Source organism: Actinoplanes sp. NPDC089786 (genome assembly GCF_040684855.1).
Classification (GTDB): domain Bacteria; phylum Actinomycetota; class Actinomycetes; order Mycobacteriales; family Micromonosporaceae; genus Actinoplanes.
On the sequence record NZ_JBFBGU010000019.1, the window covers coordinates 159,332 to 175,287 of the forward strand.

Consider the following 15,956-nt stretch of genomic DNA (forward strand, 5'->3'; position numbering starts at 1 on the left):
CCTCTTCTAGTTCAGCTTGATCGGGGTGCCGGAGACGGTCACCGGGCCGGAGGCCTTGACGTCGGTCTTGGACTGGCCGGCCAGCGAGGCGGTCATGCCCTTCATGTCCAGGGCGCCGGAGCCGGCGTCGATCTTCACGCCGTTCGGGCCCTTGATCTCGACGGTCTTGGTCGCGGTCAGCTTGATCTGGTCGCCCTTGGCCTCGACCGTGCCCGACTTGACGTCCAGCCGCACCGAGAGCTTCCCGTCGCCGGTGGCGATCAGCACCCCGCCGTCCTCGATGAACTGGATGCTGTGGCCCTTGCGGGAGACGAAACCGCGGACGGCGACCGCGCCGCTGCCGCCGTCGACCGGCTCGGTCTCCAGCTTGGGCGGCTTGTCGGTGCCGTTGTGCATGCCACCCAGCACGTACGCGTTGTCCGGGTCGCCGTGCGCGAAGCCGACCAGCACCTCGTCCTTGACCTCGGGCAGCACCAGCGCGCCCCGGCTGGCCCCGGCCCCGGGCTGCACCACGCGGGCCCAGCCGGTCACGTACTCCTTGTCCAGCCACGGGAACGTCACCTTGACCCGGCCCAGCTTGCGCGGGTCCTTGATGTCGCTGACCAGCCCCGGCACCAGGCCGCTCATCACCTCGGCCGGGAGGCCGCCGCCGGCGCCGCCGCCGGACAGGTCGTAGAGCGAGCGCTCGGCCCGCCCGGCCACCGTGAACATGGTCCGGTAGCCGTCGGTCGGGCTGAACGTGTGCCGGGTCTGGGTGAGCACGTACTTGCCGGTGAACGGCTCGCCGACGTTGGTCAGCGCGACCGCGGCGCCGGCCCGCAGCGACGGGTTGCCCTTCGCCACGCCGTCCAGCTCCACGGCCGATCCCCCGAGCTGGTCGGCCAGCGAGGTGGCCACCGCCTTCACGGTCTCGGTGGTCTGCCAGGCCGGGTCGGCGGCCCGCAGCGGAGGCGCGCCGACCTTGGCCGCGATCTCCGTCGGCTTGGCGCCGGGCACCTCCATGCCGGGGGTACGCGGCGTCGCCGTCGCGGTCACCGCCTGCTTGTGCTCCATGTCCCAGCCGTACGCCTCGACGGTGGGAACCTGGTTCGAGGCGCGGACCGTGGCCCGCAACGACACCAGGTTGCGGTGCGCCTCCAGCACCAGCGGGCTGGTGGTGGCCTTGGCGTCGGTGGTGGGCGCCTTGGCCGGCGGTTCGGGCAGCTGGAAGCAGAGCTTGCCCTCCTCGACGGCCAGGTGCGCGCCGACCAGGTCGGCCAGCTGCGACAGGAACTCCCAGTCGCTCACGTTGTTCTGCGAGAGCTGGCCGTCCTTGCCCGCGCCCACGCCCGGCACGTTGTCGACCTTGCCGATGTCGACCTTCGCGCGCTGCGCGACCTTGCGGACCACATCACCCAGACTCATTCCCGGGTACGCGGCCACCCGGCGACCGCGGAACAGCCGGTGGGCGACGTCCTGGCCGCGGACCTCGGTGATCGTCCCGGTCGGGTCGAGGTCGAGCTCGAGCGCGGTGACCTCGCCCTCGATCAGGTCCTTCGGGCCGCCCGGCTCGGCGGTCTGCACGGACACCTTGACCTTGACGCCGATGGCGAAGCCGGCCTTCTTCAGCACGATCGAGCCCGGGTCGCGGAACCGCAGCACGAAGACGTCCGGCAGGTTGCGGCTGTCGTCCACATAGGCCAGTGACAGCATGGCCGCCAGGTCGGCCGGGAGCGCGTTGCCGTTCACGGTGACGACCGGCGTGTTGGAGAAGCTCTCATTCGCCATGACGCGCCTCCACCTCCTCGGCCGCCGGGATCAGCAGCCGCGAGCCGGGTTCCAGGCGCATCGGGTCGTCGATGTCGTTGAGCTCGGCGATGGCCCGCCACGCGTTCGGGTCGCCGAACGACCGGTAGGCCACCGAGGGCAGGGTGTCGCCGGCGATGACGGTGTGGGTGTCCCGGGCGGCGAGCGCGCCCGAGGTCGGGTTCTGGCCGCCCTGCTCGCCCGAGATCTCCTCCAGCGCCACCGTGACGACGGCCCGGACCGGCAGGCCGCTCGGCGTGAACAGCGTGTACTTGCAGCTCACCGAGGTGACGAAGGACGGGAATCCGGTCAGCCCGCCCCACGAGAAGATCACCCAGGGCGGCGAGCCCTTCTTGTTGTTGCGGCTCGTCGTGGTCGGCACGCAGCAGGAGAAGAGCATCTCCACCTTCTTCACGACACCGTCGTCCATCTTGTCGGTGGCGTCGAGGAAGATCTCCAGCGTCAGCTTGCTCGGGTCCGACCCGGTGAACTCCGGCGGCGCGCTCTTCGCCGCGTTGCGGTTGGAGTCCCGCTTCCACTTGGCGTTCTTGGCGACCGTCAGTTCCTTGGGGTTGTACTGGAACTTGATCACCCCGATGACGCCGCCGCTGGCCGTGGCCGTGCTGCCGTCGGACGGCGGGTCCCGCAGCTCGAGCTGGGCCTTCTGCAGGTTGGACGGGGCCGGCGCCGGGGCCTGGCCACCGGCCCCGGTGGCGGCGCCACCGGCGCTGACCGAGCCGGGCGAGGTGAACGCGACGGGCGACTTCATCGTCCCTGACCTCCGCTCTTGGCCGCCGCCCCGCCGCCCATGAAGCCGTGGTGGGCGAGTTCGAGGGTCTCGGTGGCCAGCTTGGGGCTGTCGACGCTCATCTGCGGACCGGTCCAGCGCACCGGGATCACCCCCATCAGGCCCCACCGGGCGATCACGTCGTTCTTGGCGTTGCGCGCCTCGATGGTGGCGGTCTTCCGCTGGACGCCCGAAGCCATCCGCATGAACCACGCGGCGATCTTCTCGGTGTCCTTGGTGACCGGCCGGGACAGCTTGATGTTGGTGAACTTGATCCGGGTCGGCAGCTGCCAGATCCAGCCGTTGTTGCCGCCCTCCTCGCGCTGCTCGACGACGAACTCGCAGCCCAGGCCGTCGCAGCTGATGAACGCGCCGAGGTCCTCGCCGTCGATGGAGACGGAGAAGAAGACGGCGACCGACTCTTCCAGGTCCGGCATCGAACTCTCCCTTCGTACTTCGGCTCGGCCGGGTCAGTGCCGCAGGTCGGTGAGCGACCCGCGGCGTTCCCGGTCCAGGCGCAGCTCGGCCTTGAGCCGGCGCAACAACGGATCGAACAGCTTCTTGACCAGCTCGTCGGGCTGGGTGGCGGCCCCGACCGCACCGGCCGCGCCCGCCGCGCCGGCCGGGGCGCCCGGGGCCGCGGTGGCCTCGGTGGCGGGCGCCGGGGTGGCGCCGCCGTCGGAGGCCCGGGACACGGTCGGCACCGGGTTCTCGGCCGACGCGCTCACCGTGACCTGCCGCGACACGGTGATCGGCGGGGCGTCGAAATAGTTCGGGTCGGCGTACGGGCTCGCGCTCGACATCGAGGTCATGCTCTCGGCCGGTCGGGCGGTGGCCAGGCGCATCGGCGACGCCGCCGCGGCCGCGGTCGCCGTCGTCGCGGACCGCTGCACGCCGGCCGGCCCGGCCCCGGACGTCGAGTAGGTCGGCAGCGGCACCGCGGCCCGCATCGGCGCGCCGGCCGGGGGCTCGGCCAGCAGCTGGGCCACCGGCACGGCCGGCAGGTCGGCCGGGCTCGGGCCGGGAGCGATCGAGGCGCCGGTCGCCGTCGGCTGCGCGGTGGGCAGGCCGGACAGCGCGGGGCGCAACGGACGGTCCCCCACCAGCCGGGACACCACCGGGAGCACCGGCGCGGCCGAGACCGATGCGGTCGGCGCGGCGGGCATGGGCACCGGCACCGCCGGACCGTTCGACCCCGGGCCGGCCATCGGGCCGCCGTGGCTCACCGCGACCGGGAGATCCGGTTCGGCCGACCGCTGGACCGACGACGCGGCCGGCGCCGTGGCGCCGCCCGCCGACGGGGCGGGCACGCCGGGGACCGAGAACATCGGGACCATCGGGCCCGACGCCAGCAACGGCGAGCCCTCGTCCAGCGGACCACCGAGTCCCAGTCGCTGCACCGAGGGTGGTGTGCTTGCCGACGGCAAGGGCATCGCCGGGCGGTCCGGCCCGGCGGACGGCTCGGAGCCGGTCGGAACGTCGATCGGCAGCGCGGGCGCCTCGGCCGGCACCGGCCGGAAGTCGTCGAAGCCACCGTCCGACCCGTGGGCGCTCTCGGTTCCGTGAACCGCGGCGGGCTCGTCGAGCCGCTGGACGAAGGGCAGGGCCACACCGCCGTCGTCGAACCGCTGCACGGCGGCCGGGTCGATGGGCTCGCCCAGGCCGAGCCGGCGCGGCGACCCGGCCGTGGCACTGCGCTGCACGGGCGTGGTCTCGCTGAACCGCGCGGGCGTCGTACCGCTCGGCGGCGCGGCCGACGTCCCGCCGAACTGCGCGGGCGCCGCCGTCGTCTCGCTGCGCTGCACGGGCGCGGTCTCACGGCCCGGCAGCGGCAGGTGGAAGTGGTCGCCGTGGGCCACCGCGCCCGGGGCGTCGGCGGCGACCCGCTGCACGCCCGGCTCGTCGTCGTGGCGGTGCGACTCGTCGGCCAGGGCCCGCTGAAGGGGCGCGTTGAGCAGCGGGGCGTCCGAATCGGCGGCGCGCTGCACGGGCATCTCGGTGGCACCCTCGGCCGGCGTCCCGGAGCCGCCCTCGGGGCCGGCCTCGGCCAGCGTCTCGGCCAGGCCTTCCATCGGCGACCCGGTCTGCTCGGCCGAGCGCTGCACCGGCGAGCCGGTCTGCTCGGTCGAGCGCTGCACCGGCACCGCGGGCGAGGCCACCGGCATCGGGGTGGTGTCTGCCTGCGACCCGGGAGCGATGGCCCGCTGCACGGCATCGGGCGACCCGGTTCGCTGCACCGGAGGCGGTGTCGACCCGGAGGCGACGGCCCGCTGGACCGGAGAGTCGGACGAGGCCGTCCGCTGGACGGGCGGCAGGGTCAGGTCGGCCGACGGGATTCGCTGCACCGCGTCGCCCTCGTCGGACGTACCCTCCGGCTCCGCGACCGGCGGCGCCTGCGCGCCCAGGGTCGGCGCGGCCGGCTGGGTCAGCTCCGGCACCTCGGCCGGCTGGGTGGGCGCCGCGAGCGGCATGGCCGGGTCGGCGGCGGCCGGGGGCGTGGGTGAAGGGCCGGACGGCGCCGCGGCGGCCTCCGATCCGGCCGCGATCGGCGGCGCCTCGGCGCTCAGTGGCGCTTCCGAGGTGAGTGGCGCGGCGTCCATCCCCGGCTGCGGCGCAGCCTCCACGGGGGACGGCTCATCGGCCGTCTGCGGCTCGGCCAGACGGGAGACCACGGCGGGTTCGGCCGGCTGGAAGACCGGGCCGGCCGGGCGGGAAGCCGGCTCGGCGAGGCGCGCGACCGTGAAGTGGGCGGTGCCACCGAGGCTCCGCCCCGTCTCGGGCGCCGGCTGGGGTGTGGCCACCGGCATCGCCGGGAGCGAACCGGCCGGATAGTCGGGCACGGCCGTGGCCGGCCGGGCGAACTCGCCGATCGTCCCGGACGGCTCCCCCGCGCCCACGCCGTGCCCGAGCGAGCCGACGAACCGCGGGTCCTGCCAGGACGCCAGCGAGCCACTGAACCGCTGCACCGGGTTGGCCAGGATGTCGTTGCCGACCACCCGCTGGATCGGCGCCACGAGCCGCCACTGATCGGCCGGCGGACGCGGCGACACGACCGGCGCCGGCGCGGGTGCGGGCGCCGGTTCGTCACGCTTACGCCGCCACGGCCACATGAGACCTCACCGACCTTGACTGATGCGGGTATTGATATTGGCGATCTCCGCCACGTAGCGACGGCGATCCGGGTGTTCCAGGTCGAGGATCTCGTCCAGCGACCAGTGGAAGTGATAGGCGACGTACGCGACCTCCTCGTGGAGGCGGTCGGCCGCGTACGTCACGATTCCCCCGGGCGCCCACCCGCGAGGTCGATCGCGAACGAGTGCCCGCAGGACGGGCAGCCGACGCTCGCCAGCGTGTGTCCCTCGGTGTTGATCCGGCGGTACATGTCCTGAAGGAACGCGAGGTCGGTGGCGAACAGGTTCTCGATGACCCCGGCGTGCACGTCGGTCACGTCGCCGATGTTCGTGACGACCCGGGCCAGAAGGACCACCGTCAGGTAGGCGGGGTTCTCCCGGACCCGGTCGTCACGCAGCGGGACAAGCTCGTCCCGGCCGGTCGCCAGCCGCATCGTGCCGCTGCGGTGCACCCTGCCCTCGTCGTCCACATAGCCCCGGGGCAGCTCGAAGTCGAACGTCGTCTGCAGGGTCGGTTGCGGTGACGGACTCGCCGGACCGGAGACGGGCGGCGCGTCCGCGACGGCGGCCATGGTGCGTCGCATGGTCTTACTCGACCTCCATCATCTCGTACGTGAGGACGATCTTCTCGGTGAGCACGCTGGTGTCGCCGGCCTTGAGCGAGCCGATCTCGAGGCTCTTGGGCCAGGCGTTGGTCAGCTTGTAGCGCTTGATCGGCATGCCCTCGTAGTCGAAGACGATGATCGCGCCGCCCTTGCGGGCCGCGCCCATCTTGCCGAAGTGGGCGTCCTTGACCCACTTCTCGAAGCTGTTGTCACCGGAGAGGCCACGGGTCAGCGTGACCTCGCCCGCCTTGGGGCGGCCGGGCAGCTTCTTGATGATGTACTTGCCGTCGTTCGTGTTCTGCTTGAGTTCGATGACGTCCTGTTCCATCTTGAGCCCGCTGACCTCCTGGATCTGCGAGATCATGATCCCGTCGACCTCGAGGCCGAACGAGTGGCCGACGGATTTGTCCAAATCAGGCAGTGCCATGACAGGTACCCTTTCGCTGCTGACCGGTGGGGATTACTCGCTGACCAGGCTGGTGCCACCGCTGATCTGGGCCAGGCGGAACACCACGAACTCCGCCGGCTTGACCGGCGCGATACCGATCTCGCAGGTGACCTGCCCGAGATCGATCTGCTCGGCCGGGTTGGTCTCCCGGTCGCAGCGAACGTAGAAGGCCTCGTCCGGGGTGAGCCCGAAGAGCGCGCCCTTGCGCCACTCGGTGACCAGGAACGACGCGACGGTGCGGCGGATCCGCGCCCACAGCGCGTCGTCGTTCGGCTCGAAGACGACCCACTGGGTGCCGACGAGGATCGACTCCTCGAGGTAGTTGAAGAGCCGGCGGACGTTCAGGTAGCGCCAGGCCGGGTCGCTCGAGAGGGTACGGGCGCCCCAGACGCGGATGCCCCGGCCCGGGAAGGCCCGGACGCAGTTCACGCCGATCGGGTTGAGCAGCTCCTGCTCGGCCTTGGTGAGCTGGGTCTGCAGGTCGACGGCGCCGCGGACGACCTCGTTGGCGGGCGCCTTGTGCACGCCGCGGGTGGCGTCGTTGCGGGCCCACACGCCGGACATGTGGCCGCTCGGCGGGACGAAGCCGTTGCTGCCGGTCGCCGGGTCGAAGACCTTGACCCAGGGGTAGTACAGCGCGGCGTACTTCGAGTCGTAGCCGGCCAGGTCCTGGCGCCACTCGCGCACCTGCTGCGGTGACAGCCCGGGCGGCGGGTCGAGGACGGCCATCCGGTTGCCCATCAGCTCGCAGTGGGCGATCAGGCTCAGCTGCACGGCCTTGAGCGTCTCGAGGTCGATCGAGCCGTTCTGGTACGCGCTCATCAGGTCGGGCACCGCGACCATGGTGATCTCGTCGACCGCCTCGAGACCGCCGAAGCCGCTGCGCTCGGCCACATCGCCCACGTAGTCGTCGGCGACGACCGCGTGCGGCACCGGGGCCGGGACGGCGGGCTGCTCGGCGACCAGCGACACCGTGCCCTTGGCCAGCCCGTTGGCGGCGGCGACCTCTTCGACGGTGATCAGCTTGGAGTGCTCACGGAGCTGGGTGACGACGTTCTCGCGGCCGCGCTTGGTGGTGACGTTGAACTTCTCCGACTCCTTGCCGTCCTGCTTGACGATCAGGACGGCGCGGTCGTCGGGAGCACCCTCACCGGCGTCGTGGACCTCGACGGTGATGTTGTTGTTGGCCTGGCCGGCGGGCAGCTCGCGGGCGACGACCCGGTAGCCGCCGAGCTGGGCCTGGGGCTGGGCGATCGGCGCGCTGCCGTTGCTGCCGTCCTGCGTGCCGTTGATGCGCACGATGTAGCAGTTGCCGCCGCCGTTGAGGAAGTAGCCGTACACCGCGTGCGCGAGGTACTGGCCCTCGGCGAACTCGCCGAACGTCTGGCTGTACTGAGTCCAGTTCGACACCAGCGTCGGCGTGTGCACCGGTCCCTGCGGAGCGAAGCCGACGAAAGCCGCCACCGCGGTGCCCACACCTTCAATGGGTCGCGAACCGGCCTCGACCTCCTCCACGTACACACCCGGGGAGAGATAGGTGGGCATCGCGTGCCTCCTTTGATTCACAGTGGATCCAGGGCAGCCCGGTGGGTTTGCCTCTGGTGTTCATGCTCAGCCAGCCCGGGAGGGCGAACAATGACCCGGCGTTCGGTCGGGAGGGAACTCGTCGGTGCCCCATCGGGCAGGAGATCGACAAGTTCCTCGGTGGCCTGCGGAAACACGCCGGCCGCGGCCCCCGCCGAGGGTGGTCGCGGCCGGCGTCGCCTATCCGACTAGGAGGTCGCCTCTTCCTCCTCGCCGGCCTCCTCCTCGCGCTGCACGTAACCCTGCACCTCGGCCGGCGCCTCGTCCTCGTCCTCACCCTCACGCTGAACCGAGGGCTGGTCCTCGACGCGTTGCACGGCCGACTCGTCCTCCACGCGCTGCACGCCCGGCGCGGCCGGGGCGGCGTCGTGGTTGTGACCGGCGTGCGCGTCGGCCGACATCAGCCGATCGGCGTTGGACGAGGCCTCCCGCTCGAAGCGGTCGGACGGGTCGCTGACCTTCACGCCGCCGCCCGCGTCCGAGCCGTCGACCGGGCCGCTGCGCTGCTGCACCACGTGGGTCAGCTCGTGCGCGAGCATGTGCTTGCCCGAGTCCGAGCCCGGGTCGTACTTGCCGTCCTGGAACACGATGTTCGGACCGACCGTGTACGCCTGCGCGTTGACCGCCTTGGCCGAGTCGTGCGCGGCGCCGCCGGTGTGCACCTTGACGTCGCCGAAGCTGGTGCCGAACCGGCCCTCCATGTCCGCCTTGGTGTCGTTGTCCAGCGACGAGCCCCCGCCGCCGTTCACCACGTCGAGCACCGGCGAACGCTCCTGCTCCATCATGGAGTTCACACCCGAGTTGCCGATCGCGCGCTGCAGCCCGAGCATGCCGCCCTGGCCGAGCACATCGGTCCGGCCGGCCACCGCGGCCTTCATCGAAAGGTCGGTGTCCTCGCGCTCGACGCGGTCGGCCTTGGGCCGGAACTCGCTCTCCTGGCCTTGGTCGTGACCGTGCATAGCCGCCCCCTTGAGGATCGTCTGCTCCACCGCCCAGAGTCACACCGGACCGCGACGATCGACAGGTTCGTTGGCGCGATCCGGCGGGCAGGCCCGGCCGCCCGAAAGGGCAACCGGCCTCAGGTGACCAGCGCGAGGTACTTGCCGAACTCCCGGTCGAGGCAGAGCCGGCCCAGCTTGCGGTATTCCCGGGCCACCGCGCCGACCAGGTCGAGCATGCCGACCGGCCGACCGGCCGCCGCCGCCAGGTAGGCCGCCGTGACCGCGGCCGCCCGGATGTGGCCGCCGGCCAGGTCGAACTGCTTGGACATGAAGGTCAGGTCGATGTCGTCGGCCCGGGGCACGTCGGGGCCGATGCAGACGTTCCACAACGCCGCCCGGTGTTCCTCGTCCGGCACCGGGAAGTCGATCACCGCGTCGAGCCGGCGGGTGAACGCGTCGTCCAGGTTGGCCCGCAGGTTGGTGGCCAGGATCGCCACCCCGTCGAAGGACTCCATCCGCTGGAGCAGGTACGCGCTCTCGATGTTGGCGTAGCGGTCGTGCGCGTCGCGTACCTCGGAACGCTTGCCGAAGATCGCGTCGGCCTCGTCGAACAGCAGCACGCCGTTCACCCCGGCCGCCTCGGTGAAGATCCGCTCCAGGTTCTTCTCGGTCTCGCCGACGTACTTGTCGACGACCGTGGCCAGGTTGACCGTGTACAGGTCGAGGCCGAGCGACCCGGCCACCACCTCGGCCGACATCGTCTTGCCGGTGCCCGAGTCGCCGGCGAACAGCGCCACCACGCCGATCCCCCGGCCGCCGCCCGGGCGCATCCGCCATTCCTGCAGCACCCGCTCGCGGTGGCGGGCGCGGCCGGCCAGCTCGCCGAGCTGGGCCAGCACGGCCGGCGGCAGCACCAGGTCGTCCCAGCCGACGCCGGGTTCGATGCGGCGGGCCAGGCGTTCCAGTCCGGCCGCGTTCTGGGTACGCGCGCCCTGCCGCAACCGCCGCACGTCGACCAGTTCGCCCTCGGCGTTGGCGGCCAGCACCGCCGCCTCGGCCGCCCGGCGGATCTGCGGCGGCCCGAGGGTGAAGTGTGCGGTGGCCGCGGCCGGGTCGACGCCCGGCGCGAGCTTGCCGTCGAGCGACTCGCGCCAGACGGCGGCCCGGATCGCGGCCGGCACCGCCTCGGCGTCCAGGTGCAGCGGCGGCCGGTGGCCCCAGCGCGGGTCCCAGCCGGTGGTGCCGTGGACGAGCAGCGGGGCGTCCGTACCCGTGAAGACCTCCAGCAGACCGCCGGGCGGCGACGCGCCACTGCCGATCGGGCCGAGCACCACCCCGGCCCCGGTCAGCAGCGCCTCGCGCAGCAGCGGCCGGACCAGCTCGGGCCGGTGGCCGAGCCGTTCCGCGTCGACCACCAGGGCCGGCCGGCCGAGCGCGTGCAGCCCGGTCACGGCCAGCGCCGGGCCGCTGCCGCCGCTGCGCTCGCGCAGGTAGAGCAGGCGGGCGCCGCTGGTCAGGGCGCGGGCGACGACGTCCGCGCCGGGCAGGTCGTCGACCGGGTCGATCGGCGCGGTCAGCACCGGGCCGAGCGCCGGGTCGACCCGCAGGTCGCCGAGCAGGTGGGCGACCACCGGGTCGGGCACCCGGAGGGTGCGCGAGAGCAACGGCCGGTCCGGGTCCTCGACCACGAGCAGCCCGTTGCGGACCAGGGGCGAGTCGGCGCCGAGCCGCGAGCGCCCGGCGGCCGAGCCCTCGGCCAGGCCGCAGAGCCGCAGCGCCAGGCCGGCGGTGGCCCGGCGCCGGGTGACGTCGTCGTTGAGGTAGCCGTAGAACTGCTCGTACCGGCTGTCCACGTCGGGCGCCACCGCGACCATCAGCAGCTCGACGTCGAGCGCCGAGAGGCCGAAGCCGGCCGGCAGCACCGCCGGCTCGGCCGCGGGCTCGTCGGCCCAGGGCACGGTGGCCGGGTCGCGGTTCTGCTCGAGCAGCGCGTCGATGATCTCGTCGGAGAGGTAGAGCCCCCGGAACGGGTCGTCCGGGGCGGGGTCGCGCTTGCGCCGGGTGTTGACCGCGTCGCGGATCCGCTTCTCGAGGTCGGCCAGCCGCCCCAGCAGACCGGGCAGCGCGTTCACGTGGCGCCCGGGTCCCGGCGCATCCGGACCATGGCCACGCGGGCCTCCTCGGCCGGCTTGCTGCCGGCCGGGAGCTCGGGGGCCGGCCGGTGCCGCACCGGGTCGTCGCCGTCCATCGACAGCAGGACACCCTCGGACGCGATGGTCGCGGCCTCGGCGCGGCGGCCGGAGTCGACCGGCGCGCTGACGACCACGTCGAGCGACGGCTTGAGCTCGCCGCCGAGCGCGGACCACACGTCGGCGAACGCCCGGTCCTCCGGCGGCGGCAGAGCCACCGTGATCGGCACCGGCATGCCCATCTCGAGCAGCGAGCCGGTCAGCATGTCGACCGGCAGCGCGTCGTAGGCCAGCATCGACGTCAGCAGCGCGGACAGCAGCCGGTGCTCGTCCTCGGGCCGCTGGGTCCAGGCGGTGACCAGGTAGGACAGCTTGAAGTAGCGGGGTGGCAGGTGCCGGGCGGTGATCTTGCCCTGGTCGTCGTACTCGTTGATCCGGCCCCGCGACTTGCGCCGCATGTCCTCCCGGATGTCGTAGAGGTACAGGTTGACCGTGGGCGCGTTGCGCCGGGCGGCCCAGTCCTTGGTCGGCGCCTCCAGCACGATGTCCACGTCGCCGCTGCGCAACACCTCGTGCCGCAACAGCTGTCGCAGAGCGTCGTCCACCTCGTGAATCATGCGATCACCTCCGCACTGCCCAGTCCGCCGGGTCCTGCCCGCCGGGAACCACCAGGAACTCCGCCGCGATCTCGGCCTCCGGGTCGGTCAGGTCCATGCCGGTTCCCTCGGCGACGAGCTTGCGCGGGCCCAGCTGGTCGCGGTGGAAGATCAGCACCTGGGCCCGGAACCGCCCGTCCCGGCCGACCTTCACCCGCTGTGGCGCCTTGATCCCGGGCTTCCAGGTCAGGGTCACCGTGGTGCCCGGCTTGAAGCCGCGGCCGACCGCGATCGTGACGAAGCCGGGCGTGCCGATGCCGGGTTCGGCGGTCAGGGTCGGCGTGAACGTCTTCGGCTTGACCGGATCCTCCGGCTCGACGACACCCTTGGGCCCGATCTCGATGGTCGTCGTCGCCACCGCGAAGCTGGGCAGGCCGCCCGGGAACTGGCCGGTGACCATGGCCTGCACCACGCCGGCGAGCGGCGTCGCGGTGTCCACGTCGAGGTCGACCGTGGCCGAGGCGCCCGGCGCGAGGTCACCGATCGACCGCACCTCGGGCTGTCTCGTCGGCACCAGCACGGACAGCCAGACCCGGCTGGCCGGCGCCGAGGTCGTATTGGTCGCGACCAGGGTCAGCCGGATCGGGTCGTCGCCCTGCGTCACCTTCGGCGGCGTCGCGGTCAGCGACAGGGTCAGACCCGCGGCCAGCGGCCGGAACGCGACGTCGAAGGCTTCGCCCGGAGTGTCGATGAGCACGCTGGGGTTGCCGCCGGCCGCCGGGAGGGTGCGCAGGGTGCGGCGGGCCTGTTCCCCGGAGGTCACGATCGACGTGTACGCCAGCACGGCCCCGTCCGGCGAGAAGGCCGGGTCTTCCGCCCGGGGCCCGTCCGAGCTGGTGAACTGCCGGGGCAGCAGCCCGGCCGGGTCGGTCACGCAGACCTTGCCGTCGGCGGTGAAGGCCACCGAGTTGCCGTCCGGCGAGAACGCCGGCGCGTCGTCGTTCACCGCGGCCGGGCAGCCGGCCGCGGCGTTGAGGCTGATGTCGATCTCGTCGAGGAAGGTGACCGGGCCGTCCAGGGCGGCCGCCAGCGACGACATGTAGACGCGGTTCTTGTTGTCGGCGTTGGGGTCGATCACCGCGATCAGCGCGGTGTCCTGCCCGACGTTGCCGTCCGCGTCCTCGGCCGTGCAGGTCACCGTGGTCTGCCCGACCGGGAAGGGTTCGGTCTCATCGGGCGGCGGCGTGCAGGTCGGGGTCAGCGAGGTGCCGTCGGCGGCCACCGCGCCCGACGGGTAGTCGACCGGCGCGCCGTACTCGTCCCGGGCCAGGACCGTCACGTCGTCGACGGTGACCAGGGGCAGCTCCGGGTCGTTGACGGTGACCGTGACCGGCGCCTGGTACACCTCCTGGTCGCCGTCCGGGTTCGGGTCGATCGGGTACGAGACGGCACAGTGCAGCACGGTGCCCGGGTCGTGGTCGTCGGTGATCGTGACGGTCTGCTTGTAGTGCACGTCGGCGCCGCTGCGGACCCGGGTCGGCGCGGCCGGGTCGAACGAGACCCGCAGCCCGGTGTCGCACTGGCCGATCGTCGGCGTGACCTGGATGACGAGGTTGCGCAGGCCGGTGAGGATCGCCTTGGACACGTCGTCGTCGTTGACCGTCTTGATCAGCTGGCCGGCGGTCTCCTTGGTGACGTAGGTGCCCTGCTTGGAGCAGAGGCCCTGGCAGCCCGGGAACGGCGCGGCCAGGTCGAGGCCGCCCAGGTCGACGCCGACCACCCGGGTGGCGCTCTGCTTCAGCTTGGTGACCGTGGTCACCAGCTCGGTCTTGTTGCTCGGGTTGTGGGTGGGCGCGTCGCTGATCAGCACGATGATCCGGTTGCTGTCGCTCCGCCAGCCGGTGGTCGAGACGTTGTTCAGCTTGTCCAGCGCGAAGCCCCAGTCCTCGGTGTCGTCGCCGCCGGGGTCCTTCGGGTCGATGGCGAGCTGGTTCACCCCGGCCTGAACGGCGTCCGCGTCCGACGTGAGTCGCTGGTGCATCTTGAAGAGAGTCGCCTGGTTCGCCTGGTCACGGAAGCTGGCCACCGCGAACTGCGCCTTGGGCTGAGCCTCCCGTACCTGGTCGACGACCGTCCTGAGGTTGGCCTTCACGTTCTCGATCGCCGCGCCCATGCTGCCGGTGGTGTCCACGAGCAGCACGATGTCGGGCGTCGGCAGGATCGCCGGGGTCTTCACGAGCTGGTCGATCGTGTACGAGCCACCGGGGTTGAGCCGCCGGTCGGTCGGGCCCGGGATGACCATGTGGGGCGGCTTCCGCACCTGCCGCCGGACGAAGGCGATCCGGGTGCCGTCGGGCGACCAGGCCGGCTTGGTGTCGGCCGCGCGCAGCCGCCACGGCACCGGGATGGTGCCGACCACGACGCCGTCGGCGACCCGGACCACGACCACCGACCTGCTCTCGTCGGGCCGGGTCCGGCCGAACGCGACCAGCGTGCCGTCCGGCGACCAGACCGGGTCGTCGTCGACCTGGTTGTCGGCGAAGTTGGTCAGCGGCTGCGGGTTGCCGCCCTCGGCGTCGGCCAGCACGATCCGCGAGCTGCCCGGCGACTCCTGGTCGGGCTGCGGCCGCTTCTCGGAGTAGGCCAGCCGGAAGCCGTCCTTGGAGTAGGCCGGCGCGGTCTCGTCGGCGCCCGCGCGCTGGGTGTGGTCCTCGCGGTCGAGCCCGGCGGCGTCGGACGACCAGATGTCCGCGCTGCCGTCCTCGGCCACGGCGACGTCCGAGTAGACGACGGTGGCGCCGTTCCAGGTCGGGTGGGTCTCGGCCCGGCCGGGGTTGCGGGCCACCTGGGCCAGGCCGCCGGTGAGCACGTTCAGCACCGCTATGTCGCCGGACGGGTCGGAGGTGCGGGAGGTGAAGGCCAGCCGCTGACCGTCCGGGGACCAGGCGGCTTCCTCGCCGGTGACGATCCGGGTCACCTGGGTGCTGCCGTCGGGGATGGTGGCGACCACCGCGCCCGGCTGCTCGGCGGTCGAGAAGCGCGACGTGGTGAACGCGATGACGCCCAGCGGCGACCAGGCGGGCTGGGAGTCGGCGGCCTTGTCGGCGGCGATCCGGGTGATCACCTTGTCGGCCCGGCGCACGGTGTAGATGTCGCCGGCCGGGTCGTCCCGGACGCTGCCGAAGGCGATCCGGTCACCGTTGGGCGACCAGCTCGGCGTGGTGTCGTCGGCCGGGTGGTCGGTGATCCGGGTCAGGCCCTGGCCGTTGACGCCGATCGTCCAGATGTCGGGCTGGCCGCCCCGGTCGGACTCGAACGCGACGGTCAGCCCGTCCGGGGAGAGCTGCGGGTCGCGGTCGTCGAAGTCGTCGGCCAGCAGGGACACCGACTGGACCGCGCCGGGGGCACGGTAGCGCAGGTCGCCGTCGCGGTGCCCGTCGCGCCGGGTGATGAAGACCAGCCCGCCCAGGCGCGAGCCCGGGTCCTGGGCCGGCGTGGTCGTGTCGGGCCGGGGCAGCGCGTCGCCGCCGGTCGGCCCACCGGGCACGGCCGCGGCGAGCACCGGCACGTCGGCGCTGGCATAACCCACGCGGTACGGCACCGGGTCGCCGGGCGCGGCCTGTGCGGGCCGGCCCGCCACCCAGACCACCGCGGTGGCCAGGGCCAGCAACGGCACCGTCAGCAGGGCGACGCGACGCCGTGCCCTCGGCGTCCGGGCAGCCGTCGTCGCGCCCCCGATTTGCGCCCGAGCGTCCATAGTGCTCAACCGTGGCCTACTCGTCCCGTTGTCACATCAGCGGACCGGACAGCCCTTAGGGCATCTGCGGATGCCCCACCGGGCAACGTCACGACCTCGTTTCGCTCGGCCGTGACGTTAAGGTCTTGTCCTT

At 72.7% G+C, this 15,956-nt stretch carries 12 protein-coding genes; all 12 read right to left on the minus strand.

What is annotated here, in order from left to right:
* Positions 1–6 precede the first annotated feature (6 nt).
* The 12 genes from AB0O15_RS36755 to AB0O15_RS36810 all read right to left on the minus strand — a co-directional run bounded on the left by AB0O15_RS36755 (position 7) and on the right by AB0O15_RS36810 (position 15,823).
* Positions 7–1,767 (minus strand): VgrG-related protein, encoded by a 1,761-nt coding sequence (locus AB0O15_RS36755; protein ID WP_364328817.1) that lies wholly within the window; start codon positions 1,765–1,767, stop codon positions 7–9.
* Positions 1,757–2,554 carry a LysM peptidoglycan-binding domain-containing protein gene (locus AB0O15_RS36760; protein WP_364328820.1) on the minus strand — a complete coding sequence of 266 codons (798 nt, stop codon included), beginning with the start codon at positions 2,552–2,554 and terminating at the stop codon, positions 1,757–1,759. Before AB0O15_RS36760 ends, AB0O15_RS36755 begins: the two co-directional genes overlap by 11 nt.
* The gene (locus AB0O15_RS36765; protein WP_364328823.1) at positions 2,551–3,009 is read right to left on the minus strand and encodes a phage tail protein; all 459 of its coding nucleotides are present in this window, start codon (positions 3,007–3,009) and stop codon (positions 2,551–2,553) included. Before AB0O15_RS36765 ends, AB0O15_RS36760 begins: the two co-directional genes overlap by 4 nt.
* Positions 3,010–3,042: 33 nt before the next feature.
* The gene (locus tag AB0O15_RS36770) at positions 3,043–5,682 is read right to left on the minus strand and encodes a hypothetical protein (RefSeq protein ID WP_364328826.1); all 2,640 of its coding nucleotides are present in this window, start codon (positions 5,680–5,682) and stop codon (positions 3,043–3,045) included.
* 6 nt (positions 5,683–5,688) lie between these two features.
* Positions 5,689–5,847 carry a DUF6760 family protein gene (locus tag AB0O15_RS36775; protein WP_364328829.1) on the minus strand — a complete coding sequence of 53 codons (159 nt, stop codon included), beginning with the start codon at positions 5,845–5,847 and terminating at the stop codon, positions 5,689–5,691.
* Positions 5,844–6,287, minus strand: coding sequence for a hypothetical protein (locus AB0O15_RS36780; protein ID WP_364328832.1), 444 nt, complete (start codon positions 6,285–6,287; stop codon positions 5,844–5,846). Before AB0O15_RS36780 ends, AB0O15_RS36775 begins: the two co-directional genes overlap by 4 nt.
* A gap of 4 nt (positions 6,288–6,291) precedes the next feature.
* The gene (locus tag AB0O15_RS36785; RefSeq protein WP_364328835.1) at positions 6,292–6,735 is read right to left on the minus strand and encodes a phage tail protein; all 444 of its coding nucleotides are present in this window, start codon (positions 6,733–6,735) and stop codon (positions 6,292–6,294) included.
* Between the two features lie 33 nt (positions 6,736–6,768).
* A complete protein-coding gene (locus tag AB0O15_RS36790) occupies positions 6,769–8,301 on the minus strand; it encodes a phage tail sheath family protein (RefSeq protein ID WP_364328838.1) in 1,533 nt (510 codons plus the stop codon).
* A gap of 227 nt (positions 8,302–8,528) precedes the next feature.
* Positions 8,529–9,329 (minus strand): DUF4157 domain-containing protein, encoded by an 801-nt coding sequence (locus tag AB0O15_RS36795; protein ID WP_364328841.1) that lies wholly within the window; start codon positions 9,327–9,329, stop codon positions 8,529–8,531.
* Positions 9,330–9,418: 89 nt separating this feature from the next.
* Positions 9,419–11,413 carry an ATP-binding protein gene (locus tag AB0O15_RS36800; RefSeq protein ID WP_364328844.1) on the minus strand — a complete coding sequence of 665 codons (1,995 nt, stop codon included), beginning with the start codon at positions 11,411–11,413 and terminating at the stop codon, positions 9,419–9,421.
* Complete coding sequence (locus AB0O15_RS36805; RefSeq protein ID WP_364328847.1) at positions 11,410–12,087, minus strand: DUF4255 domain-containing protein; 678 nt, start codon at positions 12,085–12,087, stop codon at positions 11,410–11,412. Before AB0O15_RS36805 ends, AB0O15_RS36800 begins: the two co-directional genes overlap by 4 nt.
* Positions 12,088–12,091: 4 nt before the next feature.
* The gene (locus AB0O15_RS36810) at positions 12,092–15,823 is read right to left on the minus strand and encodes a VWA domain-containing protein (RefSeq protein ID WP_364328850.1); all 3,732 of its coding nucleotides are present in this window, start codon (positions 15,821–15,823) and stop codon (positions 12,092–12,094) included.
* Between the last annotated feature and the right edge of the window lie 133 nt (positions 15,824–15,956).